The following is a 17872-nucleotide window of genomic DNA, read 5'->3' as shown; positions in this document are numbered from 1 at the left end:
GTTTGCTATTATTTTTGTCCACCAAACTGACGGGTGAGCACATCCATTTTGTTACCGCTGCTCTTTTTGAGCACGCTCTCCATTCTAAAAATGGCGTTATCGACCTTAGCGCCCGAGGCGAGGAGGAAGTACTGACTGTCCACCACAAAACTGGACTTCATCGCATCTTCCCACTTAATCGACCCCATTGAGGAGGATTCATAAAAATCATCGATCTTGGCAAAACCATCGCCAGGGCGTTGGTTGATAATGCTTTCGGCCTCACCGACGGAAATCTGATTATCGAGCATGGCCGCCAGCAGCGCTGCTTGTTCGACATCAATGGTATTCACATTCAACAATTGCCTGTCATTCCCCGGGATAACACAAATATAAGGCAATAATTTCAAATAAATATCCTGTGTGTATCCCATCACTGCCCGCAGCTCACTCCGATGATTCATCAGAGTGTTGGCGGCACGGTATGGCACATGGCGAGCTTCATACTCGGCATCTTCAGCGCCATAGGGGCTGGTGATCGTGTCTTCGTCGATATAATCCTTTAGGGTTTGAGTGAGATGATCAGCGGTAAAATCATCCATACCTAAACTCACTAATAACGCCTTGTATTGCTTAGCCGCCAAGGGCAATTTAGGTTGACCGTTTTCCACATCTTTTGTGGTGACAGACAAGGCATTTAAGTTAAAACACGAACGCATATCGGTGATCTTGCCTGCAATCTCGCCATATTCTGCCGGAAATACCACATCGCTCATGGCCCAATATTGTTGCTTATGGACACGCCCCTCTGAATCGTCTAAGTCCTGCTTGAGGATCTTCTTCGCCAGCTCTTCGGCGGAAATCGCATACCAATAGGCCTGATCGTACTGAGCTAAGTTTAAGGTGCGGCGCATCGACAACTGATTACGACTGGTAATATTGGTGGCAATAATCACCACCATGGCCACGATCAGTAATACGACGATCAGCGCGACACCACGCTGTTTAGTAGGAGTTCGCCTTATCATGCGCCATCCTCATTTTCTGGCTCACCGGTGCCGGGATCTTCTTCCCCGTTACCGGAACCATCGCCGTTATTATCTTTGTCACCGTTGTCTTCTTTATTGTCTTCGGTGTTTTCGTCTTTGTTGTCTTCATCACTAGACTTTTCTGGCGCCGCCGCGCCCAGAGGCAGCATAAACTTACGCTGAATCTTACCTAGACCTTCAATCTCAATTTCGATTGCAATGGCTTTGGGTAACTTAGTCGCCTCAACCTTGCGCTCCCACTTATCCTCCATAAAGAAGGAATACTCGACCGAAAGCACCTTATCGATAATCACCGTCTTGATTGGCTCGGCGCCAAATTCCGGCTCAGGGTAAGGAAAATACCAGCGTTCTAATTTTCCTTCTCGTACAACATAGGCGACTGACTGCAAACTGCCACGGGGCAATAAGCCGTCTGGATTGAGCCAGCCCAAGCGGTAAAAGACTAAAGCCTCGGACTCCGAATCTAAAAGGTCATTCCCCGTCTGAAATACCGTTGTTCCGCGGCCACCTTCGAGGAGTCTAGGTGTGCGGGCAACCATCTGTCCCAAGTCGCGCTCAATCGCCCCAAAGCCCTGTTGCAACGCTTTTAAACGGGTTGAGAAATTCTTTGTCACTTCATCATTGGTCAGAACTGTGCTGAGTACCGCATTGGCCGCTAAGCCCAACATGGCAAAAATCGCAATCGCGATCAGCATTTCCAGCAGGGTAAACCCCCGATGAGCATTAGTTTGTTTTAAGGACATAACTGCTCACTTGTGCTGCAATACGCTGATAACGCTCATCTTCACTGACACTAATACGGATCATGCGAAAATTATCATCGGTGGTTTTCACCACTTCTTTTCGCCAGTACCAATCCTTACCCGCCAGTTCTACTTGGCCCTCTTTTTTACCGATTTCCGGAAATTGAGGCTCGAGTCTGGCATCGACCATTTGATTGTCGGCAACCCACTGAGCAAGGGTGCGCGACTCCAAAATCGGCATATTCGCCATTTGCTCACCCAAGCTTTTGGTGATTGAAACGGCGGCAATCGCAAACACCGCCAAGGCGACGATCACTTCGAGTAACGTCATGCCCTTAGCGTATTTCATCGGGGCGCCCTAGGGTTAAACGGCCAAGGGCATCGCCCACCACCAATACGTCGAGGGGGCCTTTATCTGTCTTGGTAATAAAACTCAACTCAAAGGCGCTCATTTCGCCGCTGGGAAATAGCAAAATCTGTGGTTCAGGGTGCTTTTTCTTATCTTCCGCAGAGGGCTCGATTAAAGGTTCTTTAAACCAAGAGTCATCTTGTTCGTCCTCTTGTGCGAGCGGTAAACCATCGAGCACCAAATTAATCACCACACCAGGTTCCATTTGTTTTTCAGACAGAATTCTGTCCTTTTCCAATGGATTCCATTTACCATCTTTATAAAAAACAAACTGATAACTGGTTTTTTCCACCACAATACCGATAAATTGGCCGCTTAATACGGTTTCATCCAGCACTAACTCTGTAGCGGCTATAAATTGCTGCGCGGTTTTTTCCAGCGCCTGTTGTGGCCCCGAATTGCCAATAGACATGGTCACCGCCGCGGCGGTGAGTCCCATTAGCAAAATCACCAGCATCACCTCCATCAAGGTGAAGCCAGCGTGGCGCAGCGTTAACATCTTATTGGAAATTCTGTAAGTTCCAGTTACCGATATCATCTTCGGTACCTGGTTGACCGTCTGGGCCTGCACTAAAGATATCTAACTTGCTGTTTTCGCCAGGGCTTAACAGTAAGTAGTTATTACGCCATGGGTCCTGTGGTAAACGCTTTACATAACCTTCTTCGCGGTAGTTACGAGGCTCAGGTGAAATCGTTGGTTTTTGCACTAAGGCTTCTAAACCTTGCTCAGTCGTTGGATAAACACCGTTATCTAACTTGTACATATCTAAAGCGTTTTCGAGCGCGACTATGTCAGATACCGCTTTTTGTTGGTCGGCTTTATCTTTGTTGCCCATCAGATTTGGCACCACCATAGACGCCAAAATACCGAGGATAACGATTACCACCATCACTTCAAGTAAGGTAAAACCCTTGTGCTTTTTATTCATTTGCATCGATTACATCTCCTAAAAAACCTGTGCCATTCTCAGCACTATGACTGAAAGGCAATATTCCATAATGTCAAAAACTAGCCACTAATCAAATTGTTCAGCGCCAATATCGGTTGCAGAATGGCCATCACGATAAAGAGTACAACCCCCGCCATACTCACCACTAACATGGGTTCGAATACGCCGAGGGCGAGCGTCACATTACTCTCAAACTCGCGATCTTGGTTATCCGCAGCACGCTCAAGCATATCTTCGAGCAGACCACTCTTCTCCCCCGAGGCGATCATATATAGCATCATCGCCGGGAATAGCTTAGTGTTAGTCAACGCGGTACTGAGGCTAGTTCCTTCCCGTACGCGCGCCGTTGCATCATCCACCGCCGCCCGTACCCGCATATTTTGCAATACCTCGCTGGCAATGCGCATCCCGTCCAACAAAGGCACCGAACTGGCGGATAAAATACTCAAGGTACGCGCAAAACGCGCAGTATTAAGCCCTTTACTCACTCGGCCAATCACCGGCATTTTCAGCAAAAATGTATGGTATTTCATCTTGAAAATCGGTGATTTGAGTAGACGCTGGAACACTACCAACAGAATACCAATCGCTAAAACAACAAACAGACCATAGTGTTGGACAAAATCCGAGGCAGCAATTAAGAAACGGGTCGTCGCCGGTAACTCGGCGCCCATATGCTCAAACTGACCAACGACCTTTGGTACCACAGCCGCAAGTAACACTGAGACCACCCCAATGGCGACAATCGTCAGCATGATGGGATAAATCATCGCCTGTTGCAGTTTAGATTTAAGCTGCTGGCGACGTTCGGTGTAATCGGCTAAGCGATTTAGCACCACTTCCAAGTGGCCTGATTTTTCCCCCGAGGCCACCATAGCGCGGTATAAGTCATCGAAAATATGCGGAAATTCAGCCAAGGAATCGGCCAGACTATAACCCTCAACGACCCGGGAGCGCACCGCCATGATCATACTGGCAAGTCGCGCCTTCTCACATTGCTGGCCTACCGCCTTAAGACATTCCTCGATCGGTAAGCCCGCCGCCACCAGTGTCGCGATTTGACGGGTGATCAGCGCTAATTCCGCCACTGAAATCCCGCGCTTAAAGGGCGAAAATCCCGCACCTTTCGCCTTGGCTTCTTTTTCAGTGACCGGCAGAATATCCAGCGGCATCAAGCGTTGATCGCGCAATTGGCTACGTGCGTGTCTGGCGGTATCCGCTTCGATCACGCCCTTAAGCTGCTTCCCCTTGGCGTCCAGCGCCTTATATTCAAATGCAGGCATAGCTTACTCCTCGCGGGTCACCCTTAGGACTTCTTCCAGAGTGGTGATACCTGAGAGCACCTTGCTCATGCCATCGTGGCGAATGCTTGGTACCGACTGGCGGATATATTTCTCAATCGCCAGTTCGCCACGTCCACCGTGAATAAGCTCGCGCACATTATCGTCGACCAACAATAGTTCGTGAATGCCCGTACGACCACGGTAGCCACTGTTACCACAGGCCTTACAGCCGTTAGCACGATAAATATGGCGTGGATCATCGGCAGTAATACCCAACAGCTCACGTTCACGCTCATCGGGCACATGCTCTGTCTTACATTTTGGACAGAGGGTACGGATCAAGCGCTGAGCCAATACCCCGAGCAAACTTGATGAGACTAAGAAAGGCTCTACGCCCATATCCTGCAAACGGGTAATCGCGCCCGAAGCGGTGTTGGTGTGGAGAGTCGAAATCACTAAGTGACCCGTCAAGGATGCCTGCACCGCAATTTGGGCGGTTTCAAGGTCACGGATTTCCCCGATCATCACTACATCGGGGTCTTGACGCAGAATCGCCCGTAGACCACGGGCAAAGGTCATGTCCGCCTTAGTGTTAACTTGAGTTTGGCCTATGCCTTCTAATTCGTATTCGATGGGGTCTTCAACGGTTAAGATATTGGTATCTTTAGAGTTAATCTCAGTAAGTCCAGCATACAGCGTGGTACTCTTACCCGAACCCGTAGGACCCGTTACCAAGATAATGCCGTGGGGACGACGAATAAGCTCATCGAACTTGGCTCGGATGCTGTCCGTCATACCCAGCTGTTTTAAATCCAGATTACCAGCGTTCTTATCCAGCAAACGCAGCACCACACGCTCACCGTGGCTCGATGGCATGGTCGATACCCGCACGTCCACCGCGCGGCCCGCAATCCGCAGCGAAATACGGCCATCTTGTGGTACACGTTTCTCGGCGATATCGAGGCGCGCCATAACCTTAATCCGCGACACCAATAAAGATGACAGTTTACGGTTTGGCTTGAGCACTTCTTTGAGTACACCGTCGATACGGAAACGCACGACCAATTGCTTCTCGTAGGTTTCGATATGGATATCCGAGGCTTCTTCTTTAATCGCTTCTGATAACAGGGCGTTAATGAGCTTAATGATCGGCGCATCATCATCGCCTTCGAGCAAATCTTCGGTTTGTGGCAACTCTTCTGCAAGAGTAAATAAATCCATTTCGTTACCAATGTCTTCCATCAGCTGCTGCGCTTCGGAGGAATTGGCTTGATAGGCCTGAGTCAGTTTGACCTCAAACTTACTCGGCTCGAGCTGTACCAAAGGTAAATCCACGCCCGAGTAGCGACGCGCTTCAAGCATCGCCGCTAACGGGGTTTTGGCGGTATAAAACAGGTTCAAGGCGCCATCATCGCCATAGGCTAAAATCACCTCATGGCGGTGGGCAAAGGCAAAGGGTAAACGCTCTTTGCTGCTGGAGCGAAATACCTCATCACCTTCGGCTTCAATACCTAGTTCATTGGAAACTAAGCTTAAATCCTCGACTTGGGATACTTGTATTTCACTCATTGTGTTTTATCTTTGTTTTTGTTTTCATCCAGCGACTTGAGAGTCGGGTCAGTTTTACGCATCTGAGTCTCTAGCCCTTTGCCTTCTTTATAACGATCTAAAATATCGTTCACTTCTGGCGGCACATACTCAGACTGGTTCCACTCATCTAATACCGGCACTTTAGTCTCAGGCATTAGATTGACACCACGCTCCTGCTGTTCAAGCTGCAATGCTCTGAAATAGTTGTATTTACGACCTGCGATACCTTCCATCGTCACACCATCACGGATAATGGTGGGTTTGATAAAGATCATCAGGTTCTTCTTGGTCTTCTTACTGGAAGAAGATTTGAATAGATGGCCAAGTACTGGAATATCGCCGAGGAATGGCACTTTCTGCACGCTTTCTTGCACTTCTTCGTTAATCAAACCACCGAGTACCACGATTTGGCCTGAATCAGCCATAACAGTAGTGGTTAAACGGCGAGTCGCGAAGGAAATATCCACACCCGTGTTACCGTTTACGCCGGAGACTTCTTGCTCAATCGCAAGCTTAACCGCGTTACCTTCGTTGATCTGAGGCACCACTTTTAACTTCACCCCAACCTCTTTACGTTCAACGGTTTGGAATGGGTTGCTGTTGTTTGAGCTGGCGGTAGAACCAGTCAGAATAGGCACTTCATCACCGACGATGAAAGATGCTTCTTGGTTATCTAAGGTAGTAATAGAAGGTGTTGCCAGTACGTTTGAGTTAGTGTCACTCGATACGGCTTGTACTAGGGCACCAAAGTCACCCATGGCAACGCCCCATGCCATGCCATTCACTTTACCTAAGGCTTGAGCAAGTAAGGTAACATCGCCCTTTGTATCTGGGTTTTTACCAATCACGTCACCTGTGTTTGGATTGGTAATATAGGTTCCTTCTTTATCCTGCGCCTGCCATACACCCGCGCCAATCTCACCTATGGTTGGGCCTAAGTTATTGAACTGAGTGCCACCATCCGCTTTCGCGGCCCATTGCACCCCAAAGCCGACGTTATCGCCTTCGGCAACTTCCACGATAATGGCTTCGACTAATACTTGGGCGCGGCGAATATCGAGTTGGTTGATCACGCTTTCAATAGTGCGCATTTGATCTGGCTCAGCGCTGATCACTAATGCGTTAGTATCAGTGTGGGCCATAATATTGATTTCATTACGACGTTTGCCACCACCCGCTGCCTGAGCGCTAGGATCTTTTTCACCTTCCAACTTTTGGGCAAAACCAGTTAGCACTTCAACTAAGTCTTCGGCCTTGGCATACCGTAAATAACGTACTTTCGTATTGCCCGTGCTGGCTTGCTCGGCATCGAGACGGTGGATCAGCTCCACCACCCGTTGACGACTCTTTTCATCACCACTAACCACTACGGCGTTAATCCGCTCGTCGGCCACCACTTTGGGTGCTTGTCCGGGAAGCTGCGCTTGGTTAGCTGTCGCGCGGTACAGGGTATCGATAATTCGCACCATTTCGCCAGCAGAAGCATATTCAAGTGGCACGACTTGAACAGAGGTATCACCCTGTTTATCTACACGGCGAATGATTTCAACTAACTTATTAACCACCGCAGCGCGGCCAGAGAGCATCAGCACGTTTGATGGATCGTAGTTCACTACGTTACCACCACCAGCGTTATCGTTTAACTGACGTAATAATGGTGCTAATTGCTTGGCTTCGGTGTTATACAACGCCACGATGCGGGTAACCATTTCATCGCCTAGGCCAGGATCGTTGTCATTAGCAACACGAATCGCCGCGGTTTTCGCATCTTTGTCTTTGATCACTTTGATAACGTTATTTTCCATCTCGACGATGGCATAACCGTATACTTGCAGCACGTTGAGGAAGAACTGGTAATACTGCTCGTCATTGAGCAGATCATAGCTGCGAACGTTGATCTTGCCGCGAATCGTCGGGTCAACAATGATGGTTTTGTTCAAGTTTTTACCAACAATATTGATAAACTCTTGAATATCAGTGCCTTTAAAGTTGGCCGCATATTGTTCAGACCAAACAAATTGCGAGGTCAGCATAGTGGCGCCCGCCACAACTCCAGCAATCAGTTTGCGTCGAATCCGTTTGTTATTCATTATTTTACTTTCCCCTAACGCGTGTTATTGCGGCAAACTAAACATGATTTCAACCAACTGCCCTTCCCGTTCAACCATAACAGAAACTTCAGTTAATTCAGACAATTGGCTCATCATTTCTAACGCCTGACTCATTACGGTCAGGTCGTATCCATTAATCGATTTAGCAAGGTCATTGGGTTTAAAGCCTGCTTGCTTAAATAGGTTCACATCTTTGCCAGGATTGAGGCGATAGCCAACAACGTTTTCTCCCTGTCTCACGGGCGAAATCGCAATATAGTCAGTAATTTTACTGGGATCGGCTAAGAGTTCACTGCGAGATTCGGCCAGCTCTTGAGAGATTTCAGCATTCTTGCGCTGATCCACTCGGCTAACGACTTCAGCTTTTCCGCTCTTGGCCTTTTGTAATTGTTGATTCGCTGGGCTTTGACTGGTGTAAACCAAACCATCAAGCATCAAGGTTTCATAGCGACCCGCATTGGTAATGATAATCCGGTCTGCATAGACTTCTTTTAACGAAGCGGATGTACCCTTAATTTTATCACCCAAGCTGTAGGTTTCTTGGCTACCACTGGATTCAATAATCGCTAGACCTTTTTGGTCAGCGGTGGATGCCACCACCCCCGTCAGTTGAATAGAAAGGGAAGTCTTTGGCGCATCGGTTACGGTTTCGACCACTTCGACTTTAGGTTTATCCGCCTTGGCGTCGGCTTTGCCGAAAAGTGCGAGTTGCTGTAATCCTGCCAGATCAATTTGCCCAGCCCCTTTACCCGCCGTGGTCACCGCAGTGGGAGACCATGCTGTAGGAGAAGAGGTGGTAGGCACGAGTTTCCATGTAATTTGCGCGGCTAAGAGTAAACTCAGAATAAAACCAAGCCAGAAAACAACCTGACTCAACGGCTTATGCGGAATACCTGCAGCTTTTGCGATAACGTTATCTAATAAATCCATATTTATGTGGACCCTCAATACAGGTCTCTGTTCTGATTATAAAAATTATCATGTTCGCCACATGCTAACCTAGGCCGCATTTGGCAACAACCCCATAACAGTATTGCAATTGGCGAAAATTGGCCATTTATGCTAACTTTGCCCGCCTAAAAAGGGTGTGAAGCGCACCACTCTTTAACATAATAGCAATGCGACTTAGGCATTTTATTACTCAGCATGTGAACTCATCGATCTTTTATCTTGGAGACACTATGACACAAAGTTCAGGCGACAGTGGCAGCGTTCGACTCGATAAATGGTTATGGGCCGCACGTTTTTATAAAACCCGAGCCATAGCCAAAGAAATGATCAACGGCGGCAAAGTACATTACAACGGTGCGCGCACCAAATCTAGTAAGAATGCTGAGATAGGTGCCGTCCTTAAGATACGACAAGGTTATGACGATAAAGAGATCGTCATAAAAAAATTATCAGAATCACGCCAAAGTGCATCAATTGCACAGGAATTGTACGAAGAAACCGCCGCCAGCATCGCTAAACGCGCGTTAAATGCCGAAGCAAGACGATTGAATATTCTTAATAATCCTGCACCCGACCATAAACCGGATAAAAAGCAACGACGCCAACTTATCCGATTTAAAGAATGCTAAGAATTACGTAAAAGTTACCTAATAGTGAGATACAAAATGACCCAAGATATTTTACACCGCTACCTATTCGATAATGCCGATGTGCGTGGTGAACTGGTGCAATTGCAAGATAGCTATCAGCAGGTAATAGGCTCACATGCCTATCCTCCTGTGCTGCAAACCCTGCTCGGCGAGTTGCTAGCGGCGACCTCTTTATTAACCGCCACCCTAAAATTTAGCGGTGATATTAGCGTGCAGTTGCAAGGGAATGGCCCAGTATCGCTGGCGGTGATCAATGGCAATAACCAGCAGCAATTACGCGGTATCGCACGCTGGGATGGCGAGTTAGCCGACGATGCCAGCCTAGCCGATCTGTTTGGCCAAGGTTATATGGTTATCACCCTCACACCGGACGAAGGCGAACGCTATCAAGGCGTGGTCGCCCTTGATAAACCCACCTTAGCCGCCTGTGTCGAAGACTACTTTAACCAGTCAGAGCAATTACCCACAGCAATGTGGTTATTTGCCGACGGTAAACAAGCTGCTGGCATGTTCCTGCAAATATTACCAAGCCAAGAAGATCATAATGCCGACTTCGAGCATTTATGTCAGCTGACAGCGACCATCAAGGCGGAAGAGTTATTCACCCTAGAAGCGCAGGACGTATTACACCGCTTGTATCATCAAGAAGAAGTACGTCTGTTCGATCCTATCGAAGTCAGCTTTAAATGCACTTGTTCACGCGAGCGCAGCGCGGCGGCGATTAAAACCATCGATCAAGCCGAAGTCGAAGCCATTCTGGCGGAAGACGGTAAGGTCGAAATGGGTTGTGAATACTGCAATGCGAAATACGTATTCGATGCTATTGATGTTGCAGCAATCTATGCCAATGGCACCACTTCAAATACCCAGCAGTAAGTTTTTACTTACTGTCAAAAGGGCACCTTGGGTGCCCTTTTTTGTACCACCTCAATGATCCAGCTCACACTTTAGCTACGGATAGGATACAATCGGCACACTTTGTCCCCTAGCACGCCTCGGGCGATAAATAAAAGCAAAATCGGCAGACGATCGATAAAAAATAACCTTACAAATACAAGTCAATGGAGACCTCACTATGGCGGATGGATTAAACCGCGTTCATTACAACCCCTCAACAGCACAACTGGTCGAATTTGCCCTGCTCCGCGGCGAAGGTGAATTAACCGCCAATGGTGCGCTGGTTGCCAAAACTGGTACACGCACAGGTCGCTCTCCTGGCGATCGTTTTATTGTTAAAGAACCTAGTTCAGCGGCTGATATCGAATGGGGACCCGTCAACCAAGCATTTGAACCCGGTGCTTTTGAAGGATTATGGGCGCGTGTAGAAGCATTCCTCGCCGATAAAGAGTTGTTTGTATCTGACCTCGAAGTCGGTGCAGACCCAGAACATTACCAGCCAGTGCGCGTGACGACTCAATACGCTTGGCACCAACTGTTCGCCCGCAACCTTTTTATCATCCCAGAAGAATTTAACCGTCAAGACAAGCCTGTATGGCAAATCATCAACGCACCAGACTTCGTCTGTGTTCCTGAGCGTGATGGCACCAATTCAGATGCGGCGGTGATCTTAAACTTTGCCGAGCGCAAAGTGTTGCTAGCGGGCCTGAAATACGCTGGCGAAATGAAGAAGTCGATGTTCTCTGTACAAAACTTCCTGCTGCCAGCCCAAGGCGTATTGCCAATGCACTGCTCGGCAAACGTAGGTAAAGACGGCGACACCACCCTATTCTTCGGTCTGTCGGGTACAGGTAAAACCACCCTGTCTGCGGATCCAAAACGCTTCCTGATCGGTGACGATGAGCACGGCTGGGCACCGGGCGGCGTATTCAACATCGAAGGCGGCTGCTACGCCAAATGTATCGACCTGAGCCAAAAGAACGAGCCTGTGATTTGGGATGCGATTCATTTCGGTACTGTGCTGGAAAACGTGATAATGGACGAGCACCGCGTACCTAACTACAAAGACAGCAGCCTGACGGAAAACACCCGTGCGGCTTACCCGCTCGAGCATATCGCCCAGCGTAAAGAAGACAACCGTGGCGCCGAGCCTCACGCAGTGGTGTTTTTAACCTGCGACGTGTCTGGCGTGTTGCCACCAGTTTCTATCCTGAGCAAAGAGCAAGCGGCTTACCACTTCCTCTCTGGCTACACGGCGAAAGTCGGTTCGACTGAAATCGGCTCAACCTCTGCGATTCAGTCAACCTTCTCTACCTGCTTCGGCGCGCCGTTCTTCCCACGTCCTGCGGGCGTGTATGCTGAGCTGCTGATGAAGCGTATCGAATCATTCGGTAGCCAAGTATACCTAGTTAACACTGGCTGGACTGGCGGCCCACACGGTATTGGTAAACGTTTCGACATCCCAACCACCCGCGCCATTGTCGATGCGATTGTCAGCGGCGAGCTGAAAAACGTTGAAACCGTTCATTTAGATACCTTAAACCTCGCGGTGCCTGTAGCGGTTAGCGGTGTCGACAGCAATCTACTCAACCCAGTGAACACTTGGAGCGATAAAGCACTGTACGCCGAATACGCCCAAAAACTGGCCGAAGCCTTCACTAAGAACTTCGCGAAGTATCAAGTGTCAGACGCCATCCGTAACGCTGGCCCAAAGGCATAAACGCGTAGCGGATTCATTTAGATAATGTAATCAAACACATTGTTGAGTAAAAAAGCGCGGATTCAGTGATGAACCCGCGCTTTTTATTTGTCGGTTAATTTTGTAACTAAAACCCACCCGCACTAACGTCGCTGCGTTAGATTTTTATGTGTTTTATTTCTTATCGATTAGTTAAACCAAGCTTAAATTAATGCTGCGTTTTTATAATCACCAATAACAATCATCATTTTTAGGAAGCGGCACCCAAATGGAAAATCATAAACCTGCCACAGGATTCCAGCGATTTCTCAATACTGTCGAAACAGTAGGGAATAAACTCCCCGACCCCGCAGTATTATTTGCACTATTTCTAGGCTTGGTCTGGCTGATCTCTTGGGGGTTATCGGGCGTCAGTTTTGATGAAATCGATCCCCGAACGGGTAACCCGATTCAAGTCGTCAATATGCTCGAAGGCGGTGCATTAACCGCCTTTACCTCAACACTCGTATCAACCTTTGTGACTTTTCCGCCGCTCGGTGTCGTGCTGGTTGCAATGCTTGGCTTAGGTGTTGCAGAACATACAGGCTTTATTAATGCGGGGCTGCGCTCAATTTTATCCGTGACACCCAAGATTTTACTCACTCCGGTACTGATCGCAGTGGGTATCCTGAGCCATGTCGCGGTTGACGCAGGTTATGTACTCGTTATCCCACTGGGCGCGGTGATCTTCTATGCTGCGGGTCGTCATCCCCTAGCCGGTATTGCCGCCGCTTTTGCTGGCGTATCCGGTGGTTTTTCTGCAACAGTGGGCGTGCCATCGAGTCTTGATCCTATGTTAGCGGGCTTAACTCAGGCGGCCGCAAGATTATCGGCCGACCCAGCTGCCGCAACATTAACAATTAACCCACTGAATAATATTTTCTTTACGTCAGCTTCAGCCGTGTTAATTATCTTAGTTGGCTGGTTTATTACCGATAAGATCATCGAACCGCGCCTAAAAAACACTGCGGTAAATGGCGATCCAGCAACACTCCCCACACTTGATGAGCTGCAACCCCATGAGCGCCGCGGACTCAGATTTGCGATGCTATCCATGTTATTGTGTGCATTAGGATTAGTATTCACCGCCTATGGTGACAACTCTGCTTGGCGCGCTACTGACGGCGCCTTAACCAGTGCCTCCGCACCATTAATGCGCTCCATTGTGGCGATTATTTTTGTGTTCTTCCTTATCCCCGGCATTGTCTATGGCTATGCCGCTGGCACGGCAAACAACCACAGAGCGATTATTCAGGGCATGAGTAAATCCATGAGCGGTATGGGTTATTACATCGTCATGGCCTTTTTCTGTGCTCAGTTTATTTATGCCTTTGGCCAATCCAATTTAGGCGCATTAATGGCCATTAAAGGCGCGTTGGCGTTAAAGGAATTGGCCCTTCCGATGGGGGTGACTTTGGTGGGGATTGTGTTTCTCACCGCGTTCGTCAATCTATTAGTCGGCTCGGCGTCGGCTAAATGGGCGTTGATTGGTGCCATTATGGTGCCCATGTTAATGGAGCTGGGCGTATCGCCCGATTTGACTCAAGCCGCTTACCGCGTAGGCGACTCGTCGACCAATATCATTACCCCGCTGATGCCTTACTTTCCGCTGATAGTGGTGTTTTGCCAAAAATACGTTAAGGAGTCAGGTATTGGCACCCTAGTGGCGCTGATGCTGCCGTTTTCAATCAGTTTTCTCCTGCTTTGGAGCGGTTTCTTATTGGCATATTGGGCATTAGGTCTGCCATTAGGTATCGGTAGCTCATTCACTTTCCCAGCAATGCCTTAGGGCGAAAAGAGTATCGAGTGCTAGCAACATTGAATTTATAATAAACAGGGCACTCGATCCTCAATAACCACTAAACACTGCACCACTTACCACCTCGCTTTAAACGCCGATGCCGACGTAAAACGTCGGCATTTTATCTGATTAAAAACATATAAATACAAATACTTAAATATCGATAAACGCATCTCGCTCATAGTAAAAGATAATAGCTTCAAGCAGTTCCTGTTCACTGGGCTGAGCTTTTTGCAGCTTAAGATTAGCAATGACATCCTCGATTTGATCCGTATTTAGCAGATAACCATAGTCACTCCGGCCTAAGCCATCCTCAAAGGCATCGATTTCGGCATCCGATAGATCCCTAGTATCAGCCACTATCGGGAACAACAATGTTGTCAGTTGAAGGGATTCACCTTGATCAAGATCTTGATAGACCAGCCAATAACTTAGTCCCGGTTGTTCGATGCATTTTCTTATCCAGCACTGTAACGACTCAGGTTTACCAAAGAATGAAGTGATATTCATAATGTCCTCGAAATGGTGTTGTCATAGGAAAAACCGAGTAAGTCAAAGAGTTGAATAGTCATGGAGGCTATTTGGCTATTCACCACTCTCAAGATTCATACAAGTAAAAGATGGGAATTATCGCGACTCAACCGGTGCCAAGAATACGAGAGGATATCTGCGCCCATCAAAGCCTAAATCACAATTCATCAATTCGATGGACAAAAAACAAGTCTAAATTAAATAAAAACCATTTTAATATGATAATTTTTAAACATTCTTTATTTATAGGTTATGTTATTTAGGTTTTGGTTATTTTCATACCAAGGTTGATGATGTTTCACAAAACCCGTTACAGCAACTGTGATACCTTAGGCGCCCAAAAAACCTGTCGGGGCTTAGCTTTTTACGCTAAAAGCAAAGGCTGACCTGTAAATAGATAACGAGTCTTAAGACACAAAATGCTGCGGCAACCGGGGAGTTTCGCAAGAATGAAGAGCAAGAGTTTATTAGGCAACATTGGTGTTCAAGTGGTTATCGCCATGATTATTGGCGCACTGGTGGGTTTTATGATGGGTGAAAGTGCGAGTATCTTCGCACCGCTTGGTACCATTTTTATCCATTTAATCAAAATGCTAGTGATCCCACTGGTACTGGTTTCTATCATCAGCGGTGCCGCCAGCTTAGGTGATAGCCCCTCGGCAGGTAAGATTGGTGTGGGCACTTTTGGCTTCTTTATTGTCACCTCAGGCCTTGCCGTCGCTTTGGCATTAGTGATGGGTAAGATGTTTACACCCGGCGCAGGTGTTGACTTTACCGCCCACAGTGGCAGTGGCTTGATGGAAGTGACCGCCGAACATGGCGCACTCCCCGGAGTGATCGACACCTTTATCGGCATGATCCCAACCAACGTGTTCGAATCGCTAAACGGCGGAAATATCCTTCAAATACTGGTATTTAGTATTTTCTTTGGTATCGCACTGACGAAGGTCAAAGGTGATGGCGCTAAGCCCATCATGGCGGCGTTAAATACCGTCGTCGACGCCTTTGTGTGGATGATCAACTGCGTGATGGTGATTGCCCCTATCGGTGTGTTTGGTTTGATGGCCGATTCCGTCGGCACTTTTGGTTTTGATGCCTTAGAAGTCGTATTTAAGCTGTTTGCCGTGTTTGTGGCCGCGATTCTGCTCTATGGTTTTGTGTTCTTCCCCATAGTGGTGCAACTGTTTTCTAAGGTCTCGGCACGCCAATTTATTTCGGCGATGAAAAAGCCGCAGGTGATGGCACTGTCTACCGCGTCATCAATGGCAACGCTGCCAGTAAATATGGAAACCTGCGAAGAAGATCTTAAGGTCTCTAAGGCAACCACCGCCTTTGTGCTGCCCTTAGGTGCCACTATCAATATGAGCGGCAATGCGATTTATTATGGTCTGGTCGCGATGTTTTTCGCGCAAATGTACAACATTGACCTCTCAATGACCGCCTATGCTGCGATTATCTTTACCTCCACCTTAGGCGCCATTGGCCAAGCGGGTGTGCCAGGTCCGTCATTTTTAGTGGTCGCAGTGCTATTGGCTGCGGGTATTCCCATTGATGGTTTACCGCTGTTATTCGCCCTCGACCGAGTGTTTGACATGATCCGCACCGCGCTTAACATCACAGGTGACGCCTGTGCCGTGATTATGGATAAGTACACTGCGGAGCAACCGACTCAAGAACCGAGTTAGCACGCACGCGCATCCTAAGGCTTGAATAGGCTTGCTTATTCAAGCCTTTTTTATGACTGAGCCTTGTACAGACCGCATGCTATCTTACTGATTTAATATCAATTACCTAGCTTTAATGTGATCTTGGCGGTGCCTTGGACTAAGCTCAAACAGCGCCGCCTCGCAATTTGCATTTCTTTATCAGCCAAGCCACACGGGCGAAGTGCCTTTCTGCGATAATGGCTTGGCTACCATCAGTCCAAAGGAGTGTTGCATTATGTCCGTCTTTGCCCCTGCAAGCCCTTTTGCCGACTTTATATATCGCCATTTCCGCGCCATTCACGCCCTCAAACTCGGCCTCGCCCTGCTGATTGCCGTCACCATTAATGCCATTTGGTCACCGCCGCATTTTATTTGGAGCATGGTGACGATTGTGATCATTATGATGAGTCTGCCACAGGTGGGTGGTGCGATTGAAAAGTCACTGCAACGGGCGGTAGGCACTTGTTTAGGCTCGGCTTATGGCGTGATGTTAGTGGCCACACTCGACAGCTATTGGGTAATTATGGGGCTGTTAATTTTAGGGGTGACGCTGATTTGTTTTATCTCGGCGGGACGCTACAGTTATGCCTATCTGGTGGCAGGATTCACCATTATTATCGTGGTGGGCGATGCTAATCATGATACCTCTGAGGCGCTATGGCGCACGGCAAATATTCTGCTGGGTTGTGTTATCGCAATTCTGGTGTCGCTGTTTATCTTCCCGATTAAAGCCAAGCAGGACTGGCGTAGTCAGCTCGCCAATGCCATCGATAATATGGCCAAGGTGCTGACCCAACATTTACAGGCCCCCGCCAACCATGATTTAGATTTTCGCGCCGAACTCGAAGCGGCGATGAAGGCGGTATTAACTCAGAAGAAACTGTTTTTCTCCCTCGAGTGGGAAAGCCAAACCCTAAAAAAACATAAAGTGCTGCTGGCGGAATTAATCAATAAACAGGTGCGGCTGATCACCCTGCTCGAATTATTACCTTTGAGCCGCTGGCAGGAGGCCGACAAAGAGGCTTACCACCAAATCAACAAAGTCGCCGCCGAGCTTACGGCTTATCTGCAACGCCTTAGTGAATTTGTTGCGGGTAAAACCGCGGCTTTACCGACGCTGCCCACCGCCCTAGAGCAAGAGTTGCAACACAGATTACAACTTAGCTTGGCCAGCTCGGCACCGAATTCGCCCCCTTTGGCGAATGAAGTCGCACAGGGATTTGCCCTCACGGGATACGGCTGGCTTATCTATCAACTCGCCATCGCCGTCGAAGCGCTCTACGCCGATATCGAGATTATCGAAGTCGCCTATCGCGGACAAACCGTGTTACATAAAACTACCAAGCGCGCATAGGCCGTCACCACGGGAATAGCAGCGAAAAATCACTCCCTCAGACCAAGATAAACCCTTGGCAGCCCTTGCACTTGTAGGGGCTTAATGAAAAGATACCGCCCTAATAAAAATTCGATGTGTGGACTGTTTT

The 17872-nt window shown here is 48.2% G+C and carries 16 protein-coding genes; 6 read left to right on the top strand and 10 right to left on the bottom strand.

Going from position 1 to position 17872, the window contains the following annotated elements:
• Positions 1–8: 8 nt before the first annotated feature.
• The 9 genes from gspK to gspC form a co-directional block, all read right to left on the bottom strand.
• On the bottom strand, positions 9–1007 hold the full coding sequence (gene gspK / locus FJD32_RS00895) for a type II secretion system minor pseudopilin GspK (RefSeq protein WP_088586495.1): 999 nt from the start codon (positions 1005–1007) through the stop codon (positions 9–11).
• Positions 1004–1771 (bottom strand): type II secretion system minor pseudopilin GspJ, encoded by a 768-nt coding sequence (gene gspJ, locus FJD32_RS00890; protein ID WP_037416432.1) that lies wholly within the window; start codon positions 1769–1771, stop codon positions 1004–1006. The genes gspK and gspJ overlap by 4 nt, the downstream gene beginning before the upstream one ends.
• Positions 1752–2120: a type II secretion system minor pseudopilin GspI gene (gene gspI / locus FJD32_RS00885; RefSeq protein WP_037416429.1), complete on the bottom strand. Its 369-nt coding sequence runs from the start codon at positions 2118–2120 to the stop codon at positions 1752–1754. Before gspI ends, gspJ begins: the two co-directional genes overlap by 20 nt.
• Positions 2107–2679, bottom strand: coding sequence for a type II secretion system minor pseudopilin GspH (gspH, locus tag FJD32_RS00880; RefSeq protein ID WP_081990910.1), 573 nt, complete (start codon positions 2677–2679; stop codon positions 2107–2109). Before gspH ends, gspI begins: the two co-directional genes overlap by 14 nt.
• A 1-nt stretch (position 2680) precedes the next feature.
• On the bottom strand, positions 2681–3115 hold the full coding sequence (gene gspG / locus FJD32_RS00875; RefSeq protein ID WP_011715426.1) for a type II secretion system major pseudopilin GspG: 435 nt from the start codon (positions 3113–3115) through the stop codon (positions 2681–2683).
• Between the two features lie 74 nt (positions 3116–3189).
• Entirely contained in the window at positions 3190–4413 is a 1224-nt protein-coding gene (gene gspF / locus FJD32_RS00870; protein WP_088586494.1) for a type II secretion system inner membrane protein GspF, read from the bottom strand.
• A 3-nt stretch (positions 4414–4416) separates the two neighbouring features.
• On the bottom strand, positions 4417–5982 hold the full coding sequence (gene gspE / locus FJD32_RS00865; protein WP_055647590.1) for a type II secretion system ATPase GspE: 1566 nt from the start codon (positions 5980–5982) through the stop codon (positions 4417–4419).
• Positions 5979–8093, bottom strand: coding sequence for a type II secretion system secretin GspD (gene gspD, locus FJD32_RS00860; protein ID WP_055647591.1), 2115 nt, complete (start codon positions 8091–8093; stop codon positions 5979–5981). The genes gspE and gspD overlap by 4 nt, the downstream gene beginning before the upstream one ends.
• A gap of 24 nt (positions 8094–8117) precedes the next feature.
• Positions 8118–9044: a type II secretion system protein GspC gene (gspC, locus tag FJD32_RS00855; RefSeq protein ID WP_037427535.1), complete on the bottom strand. Its 927-nt coding sequence runs from the start codon at positions 9042–9044 to the stop codon at positions 8118–8120.
• Between the two features lie 251 nt (positions 9045–9295).
• Between gspC and hslR the strand changes: the two genes are divergently transcribed.
• The 4 genes from hslR (at position 9296) to FJD32_RS00835 (ending at position 14139) form a co-directional block, all read left to right on the top strand.
• Positions 9296–9694 carry a ribosome-associated heat shock protein Hsp15 gene (hslR, locus tag FJD32_RS00850; RefSeq protein ID WP_037416410.1) on the top strand — a complete coding sequence of 133 codons (399 nt, stop codon included), beginning with the start codon at positions 9296–9298 and terminating at the stop codon, positions 9692–9694.
• Positions 9695–9730: 36 nt separating this feature from the next.
• Positions 9731–10591, top strand: a complete 861-nt coding sequence (gene hslO / locus FJD32_RS00845) for an Hsp33 family molecular chaperone HslO (protein WP_037416407.1) — start codon at positions 9731–9733, stop codon at positions 10589–10591.
• A 199-nt stretch (positions 10592–10790) separates the two neighbouring features.
• Positions 10791–12332, top strand: a complete 1542-nt coding sequence (locus tag FJD32_RS00840) for a phosphoenolpyruvate carboxykinase (protein WP_088586493.1) — start codon at positions 10791–10793, stop codon at positions 12330–12332.
• 247 nt (positions 12333–12579) lie between these two features.
• On the top strand, positions 12580–14139 hold the full coding sequence (locus FJD32_RS00835) for an AbgT family transporter (protein WP_055647593.1): 1560 nt from the start codon (positions 12580–12582) through the stop codon (positions 14137–14139).
• Positions 14140–14304: 165 nt separating this feature from the next.
• Here the strand turns inward: FJD32_RS00835 and FJD32_RS00830 are convergent, their stop codons facing one another.
• Complete coding sequence (locus FJD32_RS00830) at positions 14305–14661, bottom strand: hypothetical protein (RefSeq protein ID WP_055647594.1); 357 nt, start codon at positions 14659–14661, stop codon at positions 14305–14307.
• Positions 14662–15131: 470 nt separating this feature from the next.
• On the opposite strand from FJD32_RS00830, the gene FJD32_RS00825 reads away from it, so the two are divergent.
• Complete coding sequence (locus tag FJD32_RS00825; RefSeq protein ID WP_140907358.1) at positions 15132–16367, top strand: dicarboxylate/amino acid:cation symporter; 1236 nt, start codon at positions 15132–15134, stop codon at positions 16365–16367.
• Between the two features lie 256 nt (positions 16368–16623).
• Entirely contained in the window at positions 16624–17742 is a 1119-nt protein-coding gene (locus FJD32_RS00820) for an FUSC family protein (RefSeq protein WP_055647596.1), read from the top strand.
• The last annotated feature ends 130 nt before the right edge of the window (positions 17743–17872 follow it).

Source organism: Shewanella sp. LC6 (assembly GCF_006385735.2).
Lineage (GTDB): Bacteria > Pseudomonadota > Gammaproteobacteria > Enterobacterales > Shewanellaceae > Shewanella > Shewanella xiamenensis.
The sequence above is the reverse complement of the archived record's forward strand: the minus strand, read 5'-3'. Positions and strand labels throughout refer to the sequence as shown.